Here is a 22,034-nt window from a genome sequence, read left to right on the forward strand (position 1 = left end):
AAATATAAAATCCCAAATTCCAGACGTACTTGGAATTTGGGATTTTTTATATTAGACATTTTATAATTAAAAGTTAATTAGTTGTAATAAACAACGCATTTGCATAGGAATTAAGGGCAGTACTCAAATCTTGCGGAACACCATTTTCACTTCCAACAGCATAAACATCTGTATTATTTACTGCAATACCTCTTATTGCACCTTCCGCAGCAAATAGTTCAAGCGCATTTTTCCATATTTTTGCTTTATATTTTCCGTTTTTATTAACAGTGCCTTTTACATATACATCAATTCCATTTACTACAATTAGATTAGCAGATCCAGGGGAAGCGTCTAAAATTGTTGGCGTCCCATTTTTCCAAACTTTTGCAACTTCTAATCCTTCATAATTTTCTTCATAACCTGCAACATAAACATCGTTTCCTACTACTGCTATGTCGTTTGCAATAGCATTTTTAGAACCATCTGTTAAACTTGTTACAACACCATTTTTCCAAAAAGTTGCTATGTATTTCCCACCATTACTTCTAATTTCCATACCACAAACATATATATCTTTTACAGTAGCTTTAGTTTCATCTTCATTTGAATAATCATCATTACTACAGGAGAGTATACAAAAAATTGCTATTAATATTGAAAGTTTTTTTATTGTCTTCATTACATTTAAATTTAATTATTTATAAAAAATTAATTCATCATTATATGTTCCTTTGCATTTTAAAATCAACTGTTTATACAACATTTTAATTCTATATTGCAGAATCAAATTTATATTTTAAAAAAATCTTAAGTAATAGTAGAAATCTACTAATTTCATAAAAATCAAATAAGCATATGAATTCAAAATTTATAAAACCTATTTCTGTAGAGGATTTTACTAAAAAAATAGCTGTAAATAAAAATGATAATTCTATTGATTATATGGAATATTTTAAGCCTTTTATAGACAAAATAGACAGTTTTGCGATTGGTCCTTATTTTTGGTTTGTGCCAAGCAATTTAACCATGGGGATGGTCGCAACAAGTGAAAACATCGGACAGCTTACTCCCTATTCACATTACTCAGACGCAGATTGGAGAAACATAAGTCTAAATAATTTAGCCAATATGGTCCATCCTGATTATCGTAATTATGTACTATCAGCGATACAAATTGCATTTGAAACTATTGAAAAATCAGAAAATAGAGAATTCATGAAATTCAATATTTATGGACGGTTCATGAATGGCGAAAAGCAATACCGATGGGTTTTAATACAATTTCCTGCATTTTACATTACGGAACGAGTTGAAAGCGCACTCATATTAATTACCGATTTATCACATTTAGGAAATATCAAATCGCCATTACTTACTATAAGTGATTACAGGAATAAATCGTATCACTATTTCAGTGTAATAATGGATAACAGAAATATGATATCCATGAATCTGCCTGCAATTACAAAAAGAGAGCGTGATATAATTGGCTTGATGGCTAAAGCACTAAAAACTCCCGAAATTGCCAGAGAATTATTTATTTCCTACTCAACAGTAGAAAACCATCGTAAAAATTTAAGGGTAAAAACCAATACCAAAACATCCTCAGAATTGATGAGTTATGTAATTCAAAATAATTTAATTTAAACCTTTTATATTTCGTTTGGCTAATTACTAAAGGAAGACAGCTTCCTTTGTTAATTTTCTGATAATTATATTCAAAGACTGCGAAATATTTAATCCTGATTTACTACTTTTAATGCTTTAAATCAGGATATGAAATATTTTACAGTTTTCTTTTTTATATTACTATCGAGCATCGGTTTAGCACAAGAAACTGAGTCTACATTCCCGCAACGTGTTTCTGGTTATATAATTAATGACAATAGCAAGCAGCCGCTTTCGAGTGTCAATATAATTAACACAAACAAAGTTCGTGGAGCAAAATCTGATGAGAAAGGTTATTTTGAAATTGATGTACAGGTAAATGATACGCTGCACTTTTCTATCTTAGGATTTCAATCATTAAGAATCAGAGTTACAAATGACTGGATAAAAAACAAAGTTACACGTGTTCAGCTTACTGAAAAAGCAATTGCTCTTGAAGAAGTTGTTATCGCTCCATTTAATCTGACAGGATATCTTGAAGTAGATTCCAAATTAATTCCAACCAAAGAAAATTACCGTTACAGTATTTCCGGCCTTACACAAGGTTACGAAGCGGGTGAATATTCTCCAAATGCTTTCGGAAAAGTATTGGGTTCAATTTTCAATCCGGCTGATATGCTTTATAATTTCTTTGGAAAAAACGGAAAAGAGCTCAAGAAACTTAAGGAAATGAGGAAAGACGATACTGTTCGTAATCTCCTGGAAACAAAATATGACCGCGAAACTGTTTCTGTTCTTTTAGGAGTGAGCAAGGATGAAATTCCACAAATTTTAGAGCGATGCAGTTATTCTGATTCTTTTATTCAGAGTGCAAATGATCTACAAATTATGGATGCTATTAGTTCCTGTTATGAACAATATAAAGTATTGAAACGAAATTAATTAAAGTTTCTAATTTAAATATATATCCTCAATTTTAAAATTGGGGATTTTTTATTCCTTTTAGTTTTTTAAAATCCCTATATTTACTTGTATATTAAATAGTAAATTATAAATCAACATATTATGGCAAAGAGTCAGGATGCTAAGAAAACAGCAAAAAAAGAACCGTTAAAAACGGCGAAAGAAAAAAAAGAAGAAAAGAGAGAAAAGAAAAATTCTCCTAAGAGAGATTAAAAAAGTAAACAGTGTTCAGTTTCTTAGTATCCAGAATTTTACTGAATATTTAAAAAACTGAACACTGAAAATTACTATTTAACCGGAATATTAGCCAAAATCTCTACTACAAATTTCCAATATTTCTGAGCTGATGAAATACTCGCTCTTTCATCTGGTGAATGTGCTCCATGAATTGTTGGTCCAAAAGAAATCATATCCATCTCAGGATAATTTGTTCCTAAAATACCACATTCTAAACCTGCATGACAAGCCACAACTTTTGGCTTTTCATTATTTTGTTTTTCATAAATCCCAACCAAAGTATCTAATATTTCAGAATTTACATTTGGTGTCCAGCCAGGATAAGAACCAGACAATTCAACTTCGCAGCCAACCAATTCAAAAGCGGAACGCAACGAATTAGCTAAATCAAATTTGGATGATTCTACAGAAGAACGTGTCAAACATCCTACCAAAATTTCTCCATCTTTTACAACAACACGAGCAATATTATTAGAAGTTTCAACCAAATCAGCCATGTCAGCACTCATTCTGTAAACACCATTATGTGCCGCATAAACTGCTCTGATAATTCCTTCCTGAACACCTAAATCCATTACTTTTTCAGATAAATCGCATTTTACGATTTCAATAGAAAGGTTTGGTTCTGTCGTTTTGTACTCTGCTTTAATATCATTGATGATTTCCTGCATATCAAAAATATACGCTTCATCAAACATTTCTGAAATAATCACTTTTGCAGTACTTTCCCTTGGAATCGCATTTCGTAAACTCCCTCCATTAATCTCAACAACCTGCAATCCGAAGTTTTCAAAAGCATCAAACAACAAACGATTCATGATCTTATTAGCGTTACCAAGACCTTTATGAATATCCATTCCAGAATGACCTCCTTTTAATCCTTTAACAGTAATAATATATCCAACAGAACCTTCCGGAACTTCTTCTTCATGATACGTTCTTGTAGCCGTTACATCGATTCCACCTGCGCAGCCTATATCAATTTCATCATCTTCTTCTGTATCTAAATTCAAAAGAATCTGACCTTGCAAAATTCCTCCTTTTAAGTTTAAAGCACCCGTCATTCCGGTTTCTTCATCAATTGTAAACAAAGCTTCAATTGCAGGATGCGGAATATCTTTGCTTTCCAGAATAGCCATAATAGTTGCCACTCCAAGTCCATTGTCTGCTCCAAGTGTAGTACCACGGGCACGAACCCAGTCACCATCGACATACATCTCAATTCCTTGTGTCTCGAAATCAAAAACCGTATTTGCATTTTTTTGATGCACCATATCAAGATGACCTTGTAAAACAATTGCTTTACGGTTTTCCATTCCCGGAGTTGCCGGTTTTCTGATGATTACATTTCGAATTTCGTCTTCAAAAGTTTCTAACCCTAAGCTGTTTCCAAAGTTTTTTATAAACTCAATTACACGTTCCTCTTTTTTTGATGGACGCGGAACTGCATTCAAATCTGCAAATTTATTCCATAGCGCTTTCGGTTCCAGATTCCTTATTTCCTGACTCATTATATTTTGTTTGAAGTTTAACAATTAAGAGCTTCAAAGTTACAAAGTTTAAATTCTATTTCAGTACTAAATAAGATTGATTTATATTTACGTATCCAAAAATTATCCTGTGAAATCAAAATACATTTTACCTTTATTACTTCTCCTGCAGATTATCATTTTAAAGATACTTCCCTATTTTCCGGAATTCATTGAACGATTTTACAGCAACGGATTGTATGTAAAAATATCCCATTTTTCCAGAATAGTTTTAGGTAAAATTCCCTTCTCTGTCGGAGACTGTATCTATTTCTTATTGCTTCTATTATTGATTCGATGGACTTGGAAAACCAGAAAAACCTGGAAGCTGCAATGGAAAGATAATCTTCTGAAAGCACTAAGCTGCCTTTCTATATTTTACTTTTTGTTTCATATACTTTGGGCATTGAATTATTACAGAGAACCTCTTTTCGAAAAAATGAAAATCAAAAGAGAATATACTGATGCAGAATTACTCTCTTTTACTAAAAAATTAATTACAAAAACAAACGAAATTCACAATCAGATTACCAAAAATGACAGTTTAAAAGTTGTTTTCCCCTATTCGCAAAAACAGGCTTTTCAAATGAATTTAAGTGGATATACTAATTTGGCGAAAGAACATTCTTATTTTAAATATGAAATTTCAAGTGTTAAAAAATCTCTTTTCAGTTTACCTTTAACTTACATGGGTTTTGGCGGTTATCTAAATCCCTTTACTAATGAAGCCCAGGTAAATGATTTATTACCCATGTATAATTTCCCTCTAACGACATGTCATGAAATGGCACATCAAATGGGTTATGCAAGCGAAAGCGAATGCAATTTTATAGGTGTTTTAGCTGCTGTCAAAAATGAAAATTTATATTATCAATATTCCGGTTATAGTTTTGCATTGCGCTATTGTTTAGGAATCTGGCAGGTAAAAAACGAGAAAGTTTTTGATCAATTAAAGAAAACAGTTCATGTTGGAATCTTAAAAAATTATAAGGAAAGTCATGATTTCTGGAAACTATATGATACTTTTATTGATGAAGGTTTTCATGTTTTCTACGATAATTTTCTAAAAACAAATAACCAAAAAGATGGAATGGACAGCTACAGTAAATTTGTGGATTTGATGGTCAATTATTATGAAACCCGAAAATTATAATTCCTCTGTAACAAAAAAGCTTTCAATACTACTAATACAACATGAGCGATAATCTAGAACAGTCATTTGTTGCACAATTGCAGGCAAATCAGAATATAATCCACAAGATTTGTAGGTTATATACTGTCGGCGAAGATGCACACAAAGATTTGTTTCAGGAAATTACCATTCAGCTCTGGAAAGCCTATCCCAAATTTAGAGGTGACAGCAAATTTTCGACCTGGACCTATCGTGTTGCTTTAAATACCGCCATTACCTTATACCGGAAAACCAAAAGAACCATTTCGACTGTTGAATATGAAAGCCATCAGCATTTTGTAAAAGATGTTGACTACAATTATGAAGAGGAAGAACAGATAAAATTGATGTACAAGGCTGTTTACCAGTTAAATGATATCGAAAAGGCATTGGTTTTTATGTATTTGGAAGACAAGGATTATCAGGAAATAGCGGAGACCTTAGGAATCAGCGAAGTGAATGCACGTGTGAAAATGAACAGAATTAAAGGGAAACTTAAAAAAATACTAAATCCTTAAAAATTATTATGAAAGAACTGGATTTATTAAAAAAAGACTGGAAAAAGAACTCGGATTCTTTTGAGCAGATTTCTGAAAAAGAAATCTATAAAATGATTCATAAAAAATCATCTTCAACTGTAAAATGGATATTGATTATCAGCATTTTGGAAGTTCTCTTTTGGACGATTTCAAACTTATTTATCAATACTGATGATATATTACGAAAAATGAATCATCCTGAAATTGTATTTGCTCTCGATTTATTAACCTATTTTAATTACATAGTTGTATTGATTTTTATAATCATTTTTTATAAAAACTACAAAACAATTACCACAACAGTCGCAACAAAATCTCTAATGATTGCTATTTTAAGAACACGTAAAACAGTTCAGTATTATGTTTGGTATAATCTTGGAATGTTTCTTATTATCTCAATATTTACCTTTTTTATCGCTTTTGCCTATAGTCCCGACATGGTTTTTTTAAGAGAAAAACTTGCAGCAGACGGAAAAGCGATGTTTTTCACTGTCGGAATTTTAATTTTGATAATATTGGGCTTGTTGGGTATATTTTGGTGTATTTACAGACTACTCTACGGAAGACTTTTACGCAGATTGTATGCAAATTATAAGGAATTGAAAAAGATAGATTTCTAAATAGCCGTGGGTTTATTTAAAGTTTTTTGACTCTTAGACAGCAAGTTCCTTTACCAATCTAATTTTCATTTTCTGGTCCCTTATAACTCCATCTTCTCATTTCATTAAGTTCTTCCTCATCTTTAATTACTTCTGCCGGAATAACTTTTAAAAATGACGGATGCTGCTCTATGGCATATTCTACCTTTTCAACAATTTCTTCTATTGTATCATTTTCATAATCAATATCAAGTGGCTCTTTGATTATAAACGATTGCAGAATATTTTTCTTTTTCATACGCAATCCTTTTTTGTCAAATGAACGTCTGAATCCGTCAATAACGATTGGAATCACAATAGGTTTGTGCTGTTTGATAATATGGGCTGTTCCTTTTCGGACAGGTTTAAATGATTTTGTAGTACCTTGTGGAAAAGTAATTACCCATCCATCTTTCAGTGCGATTCTGATATTCTCTGTATCATTTGGGTTTACGTCTTTTTTTTCAGTAACATCAACTCCTTTTGCTCTCCACGTCCTTTCAACAGTAATTGCTCCGGCATAAGCCATGATTCTTGGTAATAAACCGGCTTTCATGGTTTCTTTAGCAGCAACATAATACAAATTCATCTTGGGTTGCCAGAGGTAACCAATATTCTTAATAGTATCCTGACGTCCGCTTAAACTTGCGTTAAACACATGAAACATAGCCACAACATCAGCAAAATACGTTTGATGATTAGATATAAATAAAACGTTTGTATCTGGCAAGGTCTTAATTATTTCAGAACCTTCAATCTGCAATTCGTTAAAACCCCTGTATCTACGGTGTGTCATCGCTCCCAAAATACGAATTAGCCATTTTTTGATAAATAATATATGTCCGAAAGGATTTCGTTTAAACAATCCCATAGCGTATGTATTATGTTTTTTGTAAGTCCGCAAACATACAAAATTTATTGATTTAGAAATGATTTAAAACAATCTCAATAATAAATAAGTATTATAATGATTATTAAATTGTTAAATTATTATTTTTTGCAGTTGAATGTTAAATGCTGATTTTAACACTTCTCTCAATTCACTTAAAATCATTGCTGTTGCACCCCAGACCAGATGTTTTTCAATTTTAAATGCAGGAACTGTAATATTGTCTGCATAAGAAGTAGTTAACATCGTATCTACAATAATTTCATCATCTAAAAACACAGACAAAGGCAGCTCTATAATAGCAGCAACTTCTCTGGAATCAGGATAAAAAAGAAGTTCTTCCTGTGAAATTCCTAAAAAAGGATGTACTAAAAAGTTACTGGGAGGAATGTACATTGGAGTAAAATCTTTAATGATATCAATTTTTTCAGGAGCGATACCTATTTCTTCCTTTGTTTCTCTCAAAGCTGTTTCTTTTAAATCGGCATCAAAAGTTTCATACTTTCCACCCGGAAATGCAATTTGTGAAGAGTGGACACCTTTATAAGCATTGCGAACTATCAAAATTAAATGAGTATTGCTTTGTTTTGGATAAAACAGCATCATTACAGCAGCAATTCTCGGATTCTTTTCCGTTACATCTAAATTTTTAAGTTCCTTTAAACGTTCTGGTGGTGCCATTTTTGCATGAGAATTTTCAGCTGGCAAAATAACTGGAATTATATCTGGAACATGTTGCAAAAAATCTTGAAAATCCATAAGCAAAGTTTATTTTTGTACTTCATATAATATATAAATATAGTTCAGAAAACGTCTTTTTACAAGTTTTCAGGAATCCAAACTCATAAAAATGTACAGCAAACAAGAATCGCAACAATTAAAAAGAGAATTCTGGGTCGCTTTTGCCGAAAAATATCCACGTAAATGGGTGCTTTATGACACCAAAATAAAAGACTTTTCCTTTAAATTTTATATAGATAATAAAAAGGCCCAGGTTTTAATTGATATTGAAAACCGCAGCGATGAGAAGCGTGTTGCTTATTTTGAAAAACTGGAAGCCTTAAAAAATATTCTGGAAGAAGAATTTATTTCAGATTTGGTTTTTGAAAAAAATCATACACTTGAAAGTGGCAAAACCATAAGCCGTATATGGGTAGAAAAAACCGGAGTTGGTTTTAGCAACCGCAATAATTGGGATATCATTTTTGATTTCTTTTTTACAAAAATGAATGCTTTGGAAATGTTTTATCTGGAGTATGATGACTTTATTAAAGACATTGAAATTTAATTTCAATTATCTTTTAAGTGAAAAATGTCCCGAATAGGTTTTACCATTTTCAAAAACCTGTTGAAACCAATAATCTGTTGATGGCATCGGTCTTCCATTAAAATTTCCATCCCAGCCTGAATTGGTTTGTAATTCCTTTAACAATTTTCCATATCGATCATAAATATATATAGTATAATTATAAAAAAAAGTTCCGGTTACTTCCCAAATGTCATTTATTCCATCTGCATTTGGAGTGAAAAATTTTGGTATTGTATATTCTTTCTCTTCTTCTTGCGATATACAATCTGAACTGTAATCAGAAACAAGTAGAGTCATTTTTGAGTTTACTTCACATGAAGTACTCAAATCAACAACTTTAATCGTTATTTCTTCTTTATTTTTATTCTTATTAATATAAGAATCATTTATTTTGTAAGTAATATCATTTCCTTTTTCATCAAAGTACATTATTTTATATTGACTTGGAATATCAACTAAAAGTGAATTAATATTAGACAAATCAAATTTTGCATAACCCGTTTTATCAATGTCACATTCATATAGATTCCCTATATTTTAGGGTAAACGCTGGTATCGTTTTTAGATCAATTTGTGTCTCTTCAAAACAAGCCTGATTATTTTTATTCGCTATTCTTACATTAATTTTCTCATTAAAAGGAATTATGTTAGCATATTTTACCGGCAAAGGAGAAGAAAGAATGTTATTATTTTGATCTTTATATGTAAAAATGTAGTCACTTGTATTTTCCACCAGATCTTTCTCTATCAATGTCATATCAAAGTTAGATGAAAAACCATTACCTAAATCAGCACAGGAAGTTAAAACTGACACAGTTTTCAAAATTGGCTTTTGAGAAAGCATATACTGATAAGTATTATATATATATGCAGCACCAGCATAACCAACATAATTTTGTTCATTAGAATCTAATGATCCCCAACATGCTCCGATAAGCAAATCTTCTTTATACATAGAAATTGAATTACCAAACATATCACTATTATTTTTTATATTTGGATAAATAATCTGATATTCATTCCACCTGTTATTTTCATCTTTTTGAAACATATAAACACGACCAAACACTTTTGTTAGGACTTCATTGTTATCATATTCACGTTCCCCTCCTCCAACCACCATTTTATCGTTAGAGACATCTATTTTACCGCCTAAACCAGCAGAAACAGAAGAATCCGAAGCCCTTATTTTTTGAAATCCTGCCCATTGATTGCCTGTATTTTTTCTAAAAACATAAATTGAACCAGAAAATGTTAATGGCCCTCCACCATCTCCGCTTTGATCAGAATCGTAGTCATCTTCACCGGGAGCAGAAATTATGATGTTATCTTTATTAATTTTCACATTGGCACCAAATCTGTCCTGTAATCCTCTAAAATCATAGGCAGTTAATTTTTGAACTTCACTCCAGGTATCTGCATTATTGTTTTTTTCAAAAACATATGCTGCACCTGCCCAATTTGCTCCTTCCTCAACCGCTCCTACAATAACTGTATTTTCAAAAATAGAAACCGAATTTCCGAAATTATCTCTTCTCTCTCTGTCACTTGCAACAATTTTCTGAACAAAATTCCAAACTCCATTATCTTTATGGTAAATATATGCAGCTCCTGCATTTTCTAAATAGTTTGACAAATTATTATCAGTGCTATTATAAAAAGCACCTACAATCATCAAATCTCCAGATATGTCCAGAGAGGTTGCGTAGTTATCATATATTATATTTTCAGAACGAGCTACTTTTTGGGTTAATTTATACAAATCATCAGAATCTCTTTCGTACATATATACTGCTTTTCCTCCGAGTCCTCTTGTAGGATCACAACCTACAACAGCCAGTGTTTTCCCTTCCATTACTAATAAAGTTCCAAAACCACAATAATTTATAGCATCAGGAAGTGTTAATTCCTGATAAATTGACCATCCGTCACAATCTTGTTTGGCTATATATATTTTACCAGCATTTTCTATACCGGCAATATTAGCTTCATCTGCTGAGTATGCAGCATAACCTTCAAAAGTAGAAACAGAAAAACCAAAACTATTATCTCTAATTCTTACTGGCTCAACAATTTTAAAATTTTGTTTCCATTGTTGGGAATACGCTATCAAAACATTTAATAGTAGTAATACCAGATATTTTTTTTTCGCCATAATTCTGGTGATTGAATCTTGATTGATTTAGATTAAGTATAAAAGGTGAAATAAGAAGCTCAAAGCTTAAAAAAAAGCAATTTTATAAACTAAAAATATTATATACAATAATGCGGTTATCATAATTAATGTAAAGCTGCTTACGATAATCCTGTTTTTTACGGGTAATAATAGAAAGCTTACAATCAACTCCATCATTATCCTTACAGATAAAGGAATAGACAATATCCGTATCATTTTCTTCGCGTTCGATATAATCTGTAATATTAAAAAGCTGTATTTCCTGAGAGTAAACAACAATCCGGTTTTTATCTGTATCCAAAATAACAGAAAGATTAACAAGATCAAGTTTTGACCATTCGCCCCATTTTCCTTTTTCATTTTTACTTAAAACACTTAAACCTGATGTTCTAAAACGATAGGACTGACTGTAAGATTGCTGCAACCCAATTCCTAAAAAGAGAAATACTATATAATAAGTCCTAATAATATTCATAATGTTTAATATGTGCTTTTAAAACTCAAATTTACCTTTTTCCCGGCATGCAGCTTCAAAATCAGCTAAAATTTCCTGAATAATTTTTTGGACCGGCAGAATTTCATGTATTATTCCTGCCACTTGTCCAATCTCTAATTCACCTTCATCCAAATCTCCTTCGAACATTCCTTTTTTAGCCCTTGCCCTTCCTAATAAATCAATCAAATCTTGTTTTGATGGTGCTTTTTCATATAAGGCCTGAACATCATTATAAAATTTATTTTTAATTAATCGCACAGGAGCCAATTCTTTTAAGGTCAATTGTGTGTCTCCTTCTTTTACCTCTCTGATTTTTTGCTTGAAATTATTATGTGCGGATGATTCTGTTGATGCTGCAAAACGGCTTCCCAGCTGGACACCATCAGCACCCAAAATCATCACAGCCAACATTGCTAGTCCTGTGGCAATACCGCCAGCTGCAATAATTGGAATATGAATTTTTTCCTTAACCATCGGAATTAAAGTCAATGTTGTGGTTTCTTCACGTCCGTTATGCCCACCGGCCTCAAAACCTTCGGCAACAATGGCATCCACCCCGGCTTCCTGTGCTTTTAACGCAAAAATACTGCTGCTGACAACATGCACCACTGTAATACCTTTTGATTTTAAAAAAGAAGTCCATGTCTTTGGATTACCGGCAGATGTAAAAACAATTTTAACACCCTCTTCCACTACAATATTCATTATTTCCTCAATATTAGGATACAGCATCGGAATATTTACGCCAAAAGGTTTATCGGTAGCTTTTTGACATTTTTGAATATGTTCGCGCAATATTTCCGGATACATAGAACCTGCACCAATAAGCCCTAAACCTCCCGCATTACTAACAGCAGAAGCAAGCTTGTAGCCACTGTTCCAGATCATTCCTCCCTGAATTATCGGATACTTTATATTAAAAAGTTGTGTTATTGCATTCATTCAAAAAAATATTATTTTTTGATAATTTTTCCGGTTTTATAAACACCGTTTGCATCAAAAGTATAAAAATAGAGTCCGCTGTTTAGGTTTTGAACCGAAAGGTCTGGATTATGACTACTAATTTCTTTTTGAATTACTTTTTGTCCCAATATAGAATACACCGTTACGGATGCATTTTTTATTTCATCTGGAAAAACAAAAGTAACATTTGTCATTGCAGGATTTGGATACACTATAAAATCAGTATTTTTAACCGCCTGCAATCCTAATGCAGAACCGAAATCAGGAATTCCGTAACCAAAGTTGTTATCTGGAAATGGAAATTTATCGGAAGATTGCAAAATCATCTGTCGAATTTCCTGATTTGTTTTATTTGGAAAAGCCTGCCATAAGCAAGCAATCACGCCTGCCATAATAGGACATGAAAATGAAGTTCCGTTAGCAACCCCAATATTTCCAGAAGCATCAGAAACGACTGCAAGTGATCCCTGCGCCATAACATCAGGTTTTATTCTTCCATCAAAACTTGGCCCTATTGAACTAAAACCTGACTTACTTTTAGAAGCCGTGACAGAACCAACTGTTATGACTGAAACTGCATCTGCAGGTGCACCAATGTGAGGTTCAGCTGTTGTTCCTTCATTTCCAGCCGATGCCACTACAATGATTCCTTTGCTAAAAGCAATTTCAGCACCTCTGGAAATAAAATTAGTCGTTCCGTTCATATCACTGTAAGTATGATTATAATCAGGATTTGTAAAATCACCAAAATATCCTAAAGAAGTTGTAATAATATCAACCCCTAAACTATCTGCTTTTTCGGCAGCTTCTACCCAAAGTGATTCTTCAACCGGATTTTCTACAGCATCATTTTCCGTAATAAATAAATAATAGGAAGCATCGGGCGCAGTACCTATCAGAAAATTTTCCTTATAGCCAGCCATAGTGGAAAGCACCAATGTACCATGGTCATCTCCTGCGTAGAAATTTTCATTTCTGGAAACGAAATCATAACCTCCTAAAATTCTGTTGTCAGCAACTAAATTTTGAAAAGGCTGAGCCGTATTTACACCTGGAAATCCTGCATCTAAAACGGCAATTATTTTTCCCGAACCGGCATAATTATTTTCATGCAAAACTTGTCCGTTAAGCATTTGAATCTGGTTAGCTGAAGTTCCGTAAGTATAATTAACAGTCGTTTTTAGCTTATCATTTGCTTGTGAAATTTTATTTTCAAAAACTTTCTTAGAAGTTGTATTTAAAATCTTGTTTGCAAAAACGACCTTATCAACAAATGAAAATGATTTTAATGCAGAAATATTAGTTTGGCTTCCTCGAATATGTAATGCATTTAGCCATTTTGATTGTGCCATTATGACAATTCCAGTACTTGATTTTATTTGGGCGACATATGCTTCTTCAAGTGGAATATCTGTAAAATTTAAACCAATATTTTGATTAGTACGACGATCTAAAGCGCGCTGAGAAAGCATTAATGAAGGTGAATCCAAATAGCTCTGTGCAGATGGCTTGGCATTAAAATAAACCCAGGCATCTTGCTGACAAAACATCACAGCAGAAATCAACAAGAAAAAAAAGGCTAAAAGATACTTCATAGTGGCTTACTTTTTAAGGATGGGAACCCGATAAAAGTATAAAGCTAAGAAATAACTCCCGAACCAACTAATTCACTACCTAAATACCAGGCTGTAAATTGCCCTTCAGTAATAGCAGATTGTAGTTCATCAAAATAAACATACATCCCGTTTTCAAATTGATGCAGCGTTGCTTTTTGCAAAGGCTGGCGATAACGAATTCTTGCCATTACTTCCATTGTTTCACCCACTTTCAAAGTCAGATCGGTACGAATCCAATGCACTTCAGATTTTTCGATAAACAAAGCTTTTTTAAATAAACCAGGATGTTGGCTCGTTAATCCGGTATAAATCGTATTGTTTTCAACATCGGTTGCTATGATAAATAATGGATCCGTTGTTCCTCCTACGTTCAGGCCTTTTCTTTGTCCGACAGTAAAGTAATGTGCTCCCTGGTGTTTTCCTACTACTTTTCCCATTGTTGGAAGATAATTTCTTTTTTGGGATTCCAGTTTCAATTCTTCTTCTAATGTTAAACCTGCCGGCTTTACAATAGAATATATAGGATCGCTTTTATCAATCTGAACAATTTTACCTTCTTTAGGCTGCAATTTTTGCTGTAGAAATTCCGGTAAACGCACTTTTCCGATAAAGCACAGTCCTTGGGAATCTTTCTTTTCGGCAGTTACCAAATCCATTTCGGCAGCAATTTCACGTACTTCGGGTTTGGTTAGTGCCCCTATTGGAAACAATGATTTTGACAATTGTTCCTGAGATAACTGGCACAAAAAATACGATTGATCTTTATTATTGTCTGCTCCGGAAATTAATTGATAAACCGGCTTTCCGGCAACTTCAATTTCATTTTTTTGACAATAATGTCCTGTTGCCACATAATCAGCACCAAGGCTTAAGGCAATTTTCATGAAAACATCAAATTTGATTTCACGGTTACAAAGCACATCAGGATTTGGAGTTCTCCCTTTCTCATATTCGCTGAACATATAATCAACGATTTTTTCTTTATATTCTTCACTTAAATCAACTGTTTGAAACGGTATCCCAAGTTTTTCAGCCACTAATAAAGCATCGTTGCTATCTTCTAACCATGGGCATTCATTAGAAATAGTAACAGAGTCGTCATGCCAGTTTTTCATAAAAAGGCCAATAACTTCGTATCCCTGCTGCTGCAATAAGTAGGCAGCAACACTCGAATCTACTCCACCGGAAAGTCCAACAACTACACGTTTCATTCTAAATCGTTTATATTTTTACAAGGGTGCAAAGATAAATCAAATTATATATAATTGTAGTAGTTAAGATTAGTTAAAATGATTTTAAGGTAGATAAAATTTATTGTTTATAAATAGAATTCAATTTGGCAACTAAAAACTATTCCATTTTAGGTTTTGAGTCTGACTGGTAATTACTTTTAGGGTCACTCATATTAACTTCTTTTATCAATTTTCCTTTTTCAAAAAACTGCCACATACCTGCTTTTTTTCCTTTTAAAAATTTTCCTTTAGAAGCAATAACACCATCAACATCATAAAAAACAGCTTCTCCTTCATATTGATTATTTTTATAGGTAGTCAGTTCCAAAGGGGAACCATTTTGTCCAAAACTTTTATAAATACCTTCCTTTAAACCATTCTTGTACGTCATTTCTTCGGCAATTTTAGAATTTGGATAAAAGACAGTTCTCAAGCCTTCTAATTTTCCATTACTATAATTTTCGGTAATCATGATTATTTTTGATGCCTTATGATAATATTTCCATTCTCCTTCATAATTTTTACCAATCACTTTTCCTTCACTTACCTTATTCTTATTCTGGTCATAAAAAATTGTATAAGCACTTCCGTCATTGGCACTAAAATCACGAGTAGCGATTACATCGCCCTTTTTGGTGTCATCAAAAAACTTAAATAATCCTTTTTCTTTTCCGTGACTGAAAGTTCCTTCGTAACGAGGTCTTTTAGAAAGTTCGTAAGTGCCTTTCCATAGTCCTTCTTTTTTTCCGTTTGTATCCAGTTTATTAAATTCCTGGGCAAAAGTAACGGCACTTATCAAAAGTAAAATCCAAAAATTTCTCATGTTTTCTTTTTCTATATAACAAAAAAAATTGTTTTTTAGTATTGCAAATGTATAACGTTTTCAAGAGAAATAGTGCAATTTAAATTCGATTATACTCCATGAAAAATTAAATTTAAATCAATTCATGCAAAAAGGTTTTTCAATTTTTAAATGCTTTTCAATTTTAACTTATATTCGCAAAAATAACAGAACAGAGAATTTTCAAACCCAAATCTCAAATACGCTAATTAATGAAAAAAAAAATACTCTTACTTGTACTCTTTTTTGGATTAAGCCACTTACAAGCACAAATCAAGGTTGATAAGATTACCTACAAAATCCATGATCATTTTATCACTACAACCATAGGATATCCGGTACCAGGTTTATTTTTATTTGAAGGAAAATCAGAACCATCCATTTTATTAAACTCCGATGGAACAGGAGTTTTTCAACATGAAGACCTTTCTAAAAAAAACATCACCTGGGGAATCGAATGTACCGAAGAAGGGATTCCTATTTTTAAGGAAGGTTTCAACAGTGCATCTTATACTTTATGGTACACGACTGATGGTGATGAAAACTGGATGTTCACACAATTCTCGATTCATTACAACAAGAAAAAAATGTTTATCATGGGGGAGCGTGTAAAAGAATATGAGGATTATAATGACTTTAATAAACCTGGTCAAAACAGATAATTTTTATTAAAATTGAAATTTCCGCAGTATCAGGAGAAAACGTTTTCGTTGATTTTGAATTGTACGTATAAATTTTGCCAATTAATTTCACAAAATTAAATATTATACCTATTTTTTATTTAATTTGCGATAAAATTCATATATCATAACATGGTTACAATAACACGCCTTTTTGATTTTCCTTACTATCAGCAGGAAATGTATAATCTTCCGGTTGCATTAGCCACAAAGCAAAATGGAGTTTGGGAAAAAACATCCAGCCAGGAATATATTGCTAAAGCAAATGCTATTTCAAGAGCTTTGCTAAGAATGGGGGTGCAAAAAAATGATAAAATAGCGGTCATTTCAAGTAATAACAGAACCGAATGGCATATCATGGATATCGGTATTTTACAAACTGGCGCACAGAATGTTCCTATATATCCAACCATAACTGAAGAAGATTATGAGTATATCTTAAATCATTCTGAAGCAATGTATGTGTTTGTTTCGGATCTTGAATTGTATAATAAAATCAATACCATAAAAGCGAATGTCCCTTCTTTGAAAGAGGTTTTTTCTTTTAATGAAATTGATACTTGCAAAAACTGGACTGAATTATTAAAATTAGGTGAAGACACCAGCAATCAGGATGTCGTTGAAGAAAGAAAAAACAATGTTAATCCAGAAGATTTAGCAACGATTATTTATACTTCAGGAACAACAGGAAGACCAAAAGGTGTCATGTTATCCCATAAAAATATTGTATCGAATGTTTTAAACAGCGCCGATAGAATTCCTTTTGAACCTGGCGTAAGCCGCGCTTTAAGCTTTTTACCAATTTGCCACATTTATGAGCGAATGGTAACCTACATTTATCAGTTTTATGGCTGTTCTATTTACTTTGGAGAATCAATTGAAAAAATATCTGATAATATAAAAGAAATCAGTCCATCAGTAATGACTGGTGTTCCCAGACTTATTGAAAAAGTTTACGAAAAAATTATTGCCAAAGGTGCTGAGCTTATCGGAATCAAAAAGAAACTTTTCTTTTGGGCTGTTGGAATAGGTTTAAAATATGAACCTTATGGAGCGAATGGATTTTGGTATGAATTGCAATTAAAATTAGCCAGAAAATTAATTTTTAGTAAATGGAAAGCGGGTTTAGGCGGAAAATTAGATTTAATCGTAAACGGAAGCGCCGCTCTTCAGCCAAGATTAGCCAGAATTTTTGCTGCAGCAGAAATATACATCATGGAAGGTTACGGTTTATCTGAAACTTCCCCTGTTATTTCAGTAAATGATTACAGAAACAAAGGATTTAAAATTGGTACTGCCGGAAGAATCATTAATAATGTAGAAGTAAAAATTGCCGAAGATGGTGAAATTCTTTGCAAAGGACCTAATGTTATGATGGGCTATTTCAAAGATCCTGAAAAAACAGCTGAAGCCATTATTGACGGATATTTTCATACCGGTGATATTGGAAATGTTGATAAAGATGGTTTTTTATCGATTACAGACAGAAAGAAAGAAATGTTCAAGACTTCCGGAGGAAAATACATTGCACCTCAGCTTATTGAGAATGCCATGAAACAATCCCGTTTTATAGAGCAGATTATGGTGATTGGTGATGGTGAAAAAATGCCGGCAGCTTTTATTCAGCCCAATTTTGACTTTGTAAAAGAATGGGCGAAAATCCATAAAATAACTTTAGGCAGTACAAACGAAGAGATTGTTAAAAACGAACAGGTAGTAAAACGTATCGACGAAGAAATCGAAGGCATCAATAAAAAATTTGGTCATTGGGAGCAAATCAAACGTTTTGAATTAACACCGGATGTCTGGTCTATCGATGGCGGTCAGCTTACTCCAACCCTAAAATTAAAACGTAAAGTAATCAGAGAAATATATAAAGATCTTTACGATAAAATATACGGTCAAAAATAAATAAATCAGAATAATATAAACCAACGAAAACGGCTGTCCTATAAAGACAGCCGTTTTTTATTTTACGAAGATTTCTTTTAATTGGCCGATGATGTTTCCACCTCCGGAAATCGTAATCTCGCCAATTTTATCAGCGATTTTTTCTACGTATTCCATCTCTTTCAATTTCCATAACATTTCGTTTTCTTCCATCAGCTTGGCTGTGTTTAGTAAACTTCTTGTTGAAGCGGTTTCTTCTCTTCTCATGATGCTGTTGGCCTGCGCTTTTTTCTCGGCAACCAAAACCTGGTTCATGATTTCTTTCATATCTCCCGGCAAGATAACATCCCTGATTCCGGCATCAGAAACTACCAATCCCAACTCGTTGATTTTGGTTGTTACATCAGCTAAAATGGCTTCTGCAATCGTGTCTTTTTTAGACAATAATTCATCCAGAGTCAATCCTCCAATAAAAGCCCGTAAAGCCAGTTGCATAGCAATATACAATTGTTTTTCAAAATCTTTGTTGTCTGCCAGGGCTTTCATAATGTCAACCACCTGGTATCTTACAAAAAAGTTAATTCTCAAACCCGCTTTGTCTTTCGTCAACAATTCCTGACCAGAAATCTCTACTTGCTGCTGTCTGGCATCAACCGTTTTGACTTCAATTGTAATGGCGTTATTCCAAAAGTAGTGTGTCCCGGCTTTTAATTCTTTTACGAAAGCGCCATTTACAAACAATAAAGCTTTGTCGTTACTGGAAACCATATATTTTCTGGTAAACAATCTCAATTGTGCATTCTCCAGTAAATTCACAGCAATATTTTCTGTGATTTCAATTTTAGAAATATCTGCTTTAATGAATTCATTTTTTACAATTCCTTTCCAAAATGCGTATCTGCCGGCAGTTAAAGCACGTTTAAAATTTCCGTTTTCAAATTGCAGAACAATTTCATTATCGGCAACGGCAACAATTTCCAACATAGCGGCCAATACTTCATTTTCCAATAAAATATTCAATTCAAACGGTGCCTGAAAAGAGGTACTCATATCATAAATCATGACATTTTTATTTCCAAAAATCCAATGGAAACCTTCTTTTACTACATTCACTAATTTTCTGTTTTCGAATACCAAACCTACCTGGTATGCTTCGATTTTGATTGTATTGATCATTATATTTTGTTTTAAGTTTTCTTTGTTTCAAGTTTCAAATCCTAATAACTAAAGACTCTTTACTAATTACTATTCACTAATTACTCTTTACTCTAAATTAAAAAAACCTCCTTGCCTTTCTCCTCTGAGAAAAACGGACGAATAGTTAGTTATTTCCTTACTCTATTTGTTTTGCAATTCTATTTTGTAAAAGCGATTTTAAATTCTAAAAAAATCACTAAAACAATCAAACCGAAAAGAAAAAGAATATTTCAAAATACATTGCTATTCGCGCTGGTTTCATCATGAGTGTGCAATTTGAATCCTAAAATCCGTGTTGCACTGACAAAGACAAATCAGTTTTTTCTGGTCATCTTTTTAAGAGTGATGGTCTCTGGAAATACAGATTTTGAGTCTGTAATCAACAATCCGCTGTCAACCAAACCTAAATTTGTTGCAGGATTCGAACCTGCGAATTTTCTATTGTTCTTGCCAACTGAACTATCGCATTGCTGCGAATGGGAGTCGAACCCATGACCTATAGAGTCGTGTGATGATTTTTTGGAAAACCTTCAAAACCTCCAAATCAAGCTGCATAGAAAAACATGATACGCTTTCGCGAAAAGTCCCCTACAATGGTGCTATACAGAAACACGCAACCGGACTTGTTTGATATTTTTAAATTATAATTGTTTTTAAATTATAATCATCTGTTACTTCTTTAATTATGACCTTTTTTAAATTGAAACTAATATAATGCGGTGTGTAGCAATCTGAAACTTCTGTTGCCACTTCATGACCATTCATACATGTTTTATTCATGCTATCCAATCCGGAACTTCCACAACAACCTGTAAACCTCAACCTGTCCGTATGATTTTCTAAAAAATAAGTATCAATAGCTACAACTATTTCTTTGCTTCCGTTTTCTGTATGAATTGAAAATTTGTTTTTAGCAATTACAGTCTCACCATCATTGAACACTAATGCACTTTCATGAATTTCCTCTAATTGATCTGTTAGTTTTACATTACAGACTTTACAATAAAGTTTAATCGTTTTCATATCGTTTCTTTTGGTTAGGCAAATATTCAATTCATGCTACGCAGTAAATCTGCGCAGGAAATTAAATATTTTATAAACCTTTATTTTGTAAAGGAAGAGAGACTTGAACTCTCAAAATACTGATCCTAAGTCAGCCGCGTCTGCCATTCCGCCATTCCGCCATTCCTGCATTTAATTAATCTTCAGAATTTAAACCTGAAATTTGTCGAAATAGTAGGATTCGAACCTACTCAGTCAAAAGACAGCGGTTTTTAGCTCTTCATTTTTATTGTTTTTTTGGTTTCGCTGAATGAAAAAATTCATTTCAGACCGTTCTAACTCTCCAGCTTTAGCGTATTTCCATTTTGTCTGGGAAGCAGGGTTCGAACCTGCGACCTCCCGCGTCCAAGGCGGGTAAACAACCACCGTTATCTTCCCAGTTTGGGTGTTTTCGGGAATCGAACCCTGTTCTTCGGATCCACAGCCCGAGGTTTTACCAAATAAACTAAAAACACCATTTGCGGCTCATACGGGAGTCGAACCCGTTTCTCCCGAGAGACAGTCGGGAAGGTTAGCCAGTAACCCCAATGAGCCAGTTCCTTCTAGAGAACGAGCGATTCGGAAGGGTTATTCATGCTCCCATTATTGTTTTTTTTGTATTCATGAATACTCCGCATTTCGAACCTTCAACCCATTGGTTAACAACCAATCGCTCTGCCTATTGAGCTACGAAATCATTATTTTTTAGGCATAAAAAAAAGCACCGGTTAAAGGTGCTTCATGAGATTCAATAAGATATACATATCCTATTGCCTGTATTCATGCACCTGTATTGTTAAACATCCAAGATCCAAACTCGGGTTTATCAGTTTTGCGTTATGTATGTTAGTATTAAAAGCCATTTTATATGTTGTATTATATTTTAAAATCTTTTGTTTTGTTATTCAGATTTTCTTCGGCAAAGATAAAGTCGAAAAAATCAATTATCCAAATTATTTTTTGAATTATTTCACTGATTATTAATTATTTATATCTATTTAAACTCCATAAAAATCCCTTTCCGCAAACGTGTGCAG

General features: G+C 33.0%; 21 protein-coding genes and 5 tRNA genes. 8 read left to right on the forward strand and 18 right to left on the reverse strand.

The genetic code is table 11. The annotated features are described in order from the left end of the window. Positions 1-73 precede the first annotated feature (73 nt). Positions 74-661 carry a hypothetical protein gene (locus ABI657_RS05660; RefSeq protein WP_348096274.1) on the reverse strand — a complete coding sequence of 196 codons (588 nt, stop codon included), beginning with the start codon at positions 659-661 and terminating at the stop codon, positions 74-76. 176 nt (positions 662-837) lie between these two features. Here ABI657_RS05660 and ABI657_RS05665 point away from each other — a divergent pair, with 176 nt between their 5' ends. Together ABI657_RS05665 and ABI657_RS05670 are read left to right on the forward strand one after the other, a co-directional pair. Next, the gene (locus tag ABI657_RS05665) at positions 838-1,629 is read left to right on the forward strand and encodes a LuxR C-terminal-related transcriptional regulator (RefSeq protein ID WP_348096275.1); all 792 of its coding nucleotides are present in this window, start codon (positions 838-840) and stop codon (positions 1,627-1,629) included. A gap of 129 nt (positions 1,630-1,758) precedes the next feature. After that, a complete protein-coding gene (locus ABI657_RS05670) occupies positions 1,759-2,532 on the forward strand; it encodes a carboxypeptidase-like regulatory domain-containing protein (protein WP_348096276.1) in 774 nt (257 codons plus the stop codon). A 308-nt stretch (positions 2,533-2,840) separates the two neighbouring features. Here the strand turns inward: ABI657_RS05670 and ABI657_RS05675 are convergent, their stop codons facing one another. Further along, on the reverse strand, positions 2,841-4,301 hold the full coding sequence (locus ABI657_RS05675; protein WP_348096277.1) for an aminoacyl-histidine dipeptidase: 1,461 nt from the start codon (positions 4,299-4,301) through the stop codon (positions 2,841-2,843). Positions 4,302-4,410: 109 nt separating this feature from the next. Here ABI657_RS05675 and ABI657_RS05680 point away from each other — a divergent pair, with 109 nt between their 5' ends. Genes ABI657_RS05680 through ABI657_RS05690 form a run of 3 tightly spaced genes read left to right on the forward strand, consistent with a single transcriptional unit; the run spans position 4,411 to position 6,649 of the window. Continuing rightward, positions 4,411-5,472: a DUF3810 domain-containing protein gene (locus ABI657_RS05680; protein ID WP_348096278.1), complete on the forward strand. Its 1,062-nt coding sequence runs from the start codon at positions 4,411-4,413 to the stop codon at positions 5,470-5,472. A gap of 41 nt (positions 5,473-5,513) precedes the next feature. Next, positions 5,514-6,008: a sigma-70 family RNA polymerase sigma factor gene (locus tag ABI657_RS05685; RefSeq protein ID WP_348096279.1), complete on the forward strand. Its 495-nt coding sequence runs from the start codon at positions 5,514-5,516 to the stop codon at positions 6,006-6,008. A gap of 8 nt (positions 6,009-6,016) precedes the next feature. Further along, positions 6,017-6,649 (forward strand): hypothetical protein, encoded by a 633-nt coding sequence (locus tag ABI657_RS05690; protein ID WP_348096280.1) that lies wholly within the window; start codon positions 6,017-6,019, stop codon positions 6,647-6,649. Between the two features lie 58 nt (positions 6,650-6,707). Here ABI657_RS05690 and ABI657_RS05695 read toward each other — a convergent pair whose 3' ends face one another. Together ABI657_RS05695 and ABI657_RS05700 are read right to left on the reverse strand one after the other, a co-directional pair. Beyond that, positions 6,708-7,538 (reverse strand): lysophospholipid acyltransferase family protein, encoded by an 831-nt coding sequence (locus ABI657_RS05695; protein WP_348096281.1) that lies wholly within the window; start codon positions 7,536-7,538, stop codon positions 6,708-6,710. 111 nt (positions 7,539-7,649) lie between these two features. After that, positions 7,650-8,315: a CoA pyrophosphatase gene (locus ABI657_RS05700; protein WP_348096282.1), complete on the reverse strand. Its 666-nt coding sequence runs from the start codon at positions 8,313-8,315 to the stop codon at positions 7,650-7,652. 91 nt (positions 8,316-8,406) lie between these two features. Between ABI657_RS05700 and ABI657_RS05705 the strand changes: the two genes are divergently transcribed. After that, entirely contained in the window at positions 8,407-8,844 is a 438-nt protein-coding gene (locus ABI657_RS05705) for a DUF4268 domain-containing protein (RefSeq protein WP_348096283.1), read from the forward strand. A 6-nt stretch (positions 8,845-8,850) separates the two neighbouring features. Here the strand turns inward: ABI657_RS05705 and ABI657_RS05710 are convergent, their stop codons facing one another. From ABI657_RS05710 to ABI657_RS05740, 7 genes are all read right to left on the reverse strand, one after another. Beyond that, on the reverse strand, positions 8,851-9,345 hold the full coding sequence (locus ABI657_RS05710) for a T9SS type B sorting domain-containing protein (protein WP_348096284.1): 495 nt from the start codon (positions 9,343-9,345) through the stop codon (positions 8,851-8,853). Between the two features lie 37 nt (positions 9,346-9,382). After that, on the reverse strand, positions 9,383-11,020 hold the full coding sequence (locus ABI657_RS05715; RefSeq protein WP_348096285.1) for a hypothetical protein: 1,638 nt from the start codon (positions 11,018-11,020) through the stop codon (positions 9,383-9,385). 82 nt (positions 11,021-11,102) lie between these two features. After that, on the reverse strand, positions 11,103-11,516 hold the full coding sequence (locus tag ABI657_RS05720; RefSeq protein WP_348096286.1) for a hypothetical protein: 414 nt from the start codon (positions 11,514-11,516) through the stop codon (positions 11,103-11,105). Between the two features lie 18 nt (positions 11,517-11,534). After that, positions 11,535-12,479 (reverse strand): nitronate monooxygenase, encoded by a 945-nt coding sequence (locus ABI657_RS05725; protein ID WP_348096287.1) that lies wholly within the window; start codon positions 12,477-12,479, stop codon positions 11,535-11,537. A gap of 11 nt (positions 12,480-12,490) precedes the next feature. After that, on the reverse strand, positions 12,491-14,095 hold the full coding sequence (locus tag ABI657_RS05730) for a S8 family serine peptidase (protein ID WP_348096288.1): 1,605 nt from the start codon (positions 14,093-14,095) through the stop codon (positions 12,491-12,493). A 44-nt stretch (positions 14,096-14,139) separates the two neighbouring features. After that, on the reverse strand, positions 14,140-15,327 hold the full coding sequence (gene mnmA, locus ABI657_RS05735; protein WP_348096289.1) for a tRNA 2-thiouridine(34) synthase MnmA: 1,188 nt from the start codon (positions 15,325-15,327) through the stop codon (positions 14,140-14,142). A gap of 139 nt (positions 15,328-15,466) precedes the next feature. Then, positions 15,467-16,171 carry a hypothetical protein gene (locus ABI657_RS05740; protein ID WP_348096290.1) on the reverse strand — a complete coding sequence of 235 codons (705 nt, stop codon included), beginning with the start codon at positions 16,169-16,171 and terminating at the stop codon, positions 15,467-15,469. A 230-nt stretch (positions 16,172-16,401) separates the two neighbouring features. Between ABI657_RS05740 and ABI657_RS05745 the strand changes: the two genes are divergently transcribed. After that, entirely contained in the window at positions 16,402-16,851 is a 450-nt protein-coding gene (locus ABI657_RS05745; protein WP_348096291.1) for a hypothetical protein, read from the forward strand. 150 nt (positions 16,852-17,001) lie between these two features. Continuing rightward, positions 17,002-18,780, forward strand: a complete 1,779-nt coding sequence (locus tag ABI657_RS05750; protein WP_348096292.1) for a long-chain fatty acid--CoA ligase — start codon at positions 17,002-17,004, stop codon at positions 18,778-18,780. 57 nt (positions 18,781-18,837) lie between these two features. Here the strand turns inward: ABI657_RS05750 and ABI657_RS05755 are convergent, their stop codons facing one another. From ABI657_RS05755 to ABI657_RS05785, 7 genes are all read right to left on the reverse strand, one after another. After that, positions 18,838-19,935, reverse strand: a complete 1,098-nt coding sequence (locus tag ABI657_RS05755; protein ID WP_348096293.1) for a slipin family protein — start codon at positions 19,933-19,935, stop codon at positions 18,838-18,840. Positions 19,936-20,592: 657 nt separating this feature from the next. Continuing rightward, positions 20,593-20,979 carry a hypothetical protein gene (locus ABI657_RS05760; protein WP_348096294.1) on the reverse strand — a complete coding sequence of 129 codons (387 nt, stop codon included), beginning with the start codon at positions 20,977-20,979 and terminating at the stop codon, positions 20,593-20,595. A gap of 88 nt (positions 20,980-21,067) precedes the next feature. Then, positions 21,068-21,140: transfer RNA gene (locus tag ABI657_RS05765), tRNA-Leu, on the reverse strand. 186 nt (positions 21,141-21,326) lie between these two features. Then, positions 21,327-21,398 (reverse strand) — tRNA-Pro (locus ABI657_RS05770). A 4-nt stretch (positions 21,399-21,402) separates the two neighbouring features. Then, positions 21,403-21,473: transfer RNA gene (locus ABI657_RS05775), tRNA-His, on the reverse strand. A gap of 6 nt (positions 21,474-21,479) precedes the next feature. Further along, positions 21,480-21,552 (reverse strand) — tRNA-Asp (locus ABI657_RS05780). A 19-nt stretch (positions 21,553-21,571) separates the two neighbouring features. Continuing rightward, positions 21,572-21,695 (reverse strand) — tRNA-Asn (locus ABI657_RS05785). Between the last annotated feature and the right edge of the window lie 339 nt (positions 21,696-22,034).

Origin of the sequence: Flavobacterium sp., assembly GCF_039930565.1 — a bacterium.
Lineage (GTDB): Bacteria > Bacteroidota > Bacteroidia > Flavobacteriales > Flavobacteriaceae > Flavobacterium.

Coding starts and splice junctions, on each gene's coding strand:
- ABI657_RS05715 (WP_348096285.1), bottom strand. CDS start 11,020: ATGGCGAAAAAAAAATATCTGGTATTACTACTATTAAATGTTTTGATA.
- ABI657_RS05690 (WP_348096280.1), top strand. CDS start 6,017: ATGAAAGAACTGGATTTATTAAAAAAAGACTGGAAAAAGAACTCGGAT.
- ABI657_RS05685 (WP_348096279.1), top strand. CDS start 5,514: ATGAGCGATAATCTAGAACAGTCATTTGTTGCACAATTGCAGGCAAAT.
- ABI657_RS05760 (WP_348096294.1), bottom strand. CDS start 20,979: ATGAAAACGATTAAACTTTATTGTAAAGTCTGTAATGTAAAACTAACA.
- ABI657_RS05720 (WP_348096286.1), bottom strand. CDS start 11,516: ATGAATATTATTAGGACTTATTATATAGTATTTCTCTTTTTAGGAATT.
- ABI657_RS05700 (WP_348096282.1), bottom strand. CDS start 8,315: ATGGATTTTCAAGATTTTTTGCAACATGTTCCAGATATAATTCCAGTT.
- ABI657_RS05695 (WP_348096281.1), bottom strand. CDS start 7,538: ATGGGATTGTTTAAACGAAATCCTTTCGGACATATATTATTTATCAAA.
- ABI657_RS05725 (WP_348096287.1), bottom strand. CDS start 12,479: ATGAATGCAATAACACAACTTTTTAATATAAAGTATCCGATAATTCAG.
- ABI657_RS05705 (WP_348096283.1), top strand. CDS start 8,407: ATGTACAGCAAACAAGAATCGCAACAATTAAAAAGAGAATTCTGGGTC.
- ABI657_RS05675 (WP_348096277.1), bottom strand. CDS start 4,301: ATGAGTCAGGAAATAAGGAATCTGGAACCGAAAGCGCTATGGAATAAA.
- mnmA (WP_348096289.1), bottom strand. CDS start 15,327: ATGAAACGTGTAGTTGTTGGACTTTCCGGTGGAGTAGATTCGAGTGTT.
- ABI657_RS05740 (WP_348096290.1), bottom strand. CDS start 16,171: ATGAGAAATTTTTGGATTTTACTTTTGATAAGTGCCGTTACTTTTGCC.
- ABI657_RS05665 (WP_348096275.1), top strand. CDS start 838: ATGAATTCAAAATTTATAAAACCTATTTCTGTAGAGGATTTTACTAAA.
- ABI657_RS05730 (WP_348096288.1), bottom strand. CDS start 14,095: ATGAAGTATCTTTTAGCCTTTTTTTTCTTGTTGATTTCTGCTGTGATG.
- ABI657_RS05745 (WP_348096291.1), top strand. CDS start 16,402: ATGAAAAAAAAAATACTCTTACTTGTACTCTTTTTTGGATTAAGCCAC.
- ABI657_RS05660 (WP_348096274.1), bottom strand. CDS start 661: ATGAAGACAATAAAAAAACTTTCAATATTAATAGCAATTTTTTGTATA.
- ABI657_RS05755 (WP_348096293.1), bottom strand. CDS start 19,935: ATGATCAATACAATCAAAATCGAAGCATACCAGGTAGGTTTGGTATTC.
- ABI657_RS05750 (WP_348096292.1), top strand. CDS start 17,002: ATGGTTACAATAACACGCCTTTTTGATTTTCCTTACTATCAGCAGGAA.
- ABI657_RS05670 (WP_348096276.1), top strand. CDS start 1,759: ATGAAATATTTTACAGTTTTCTTTTTTATATTACTATCGAGCATCGGT.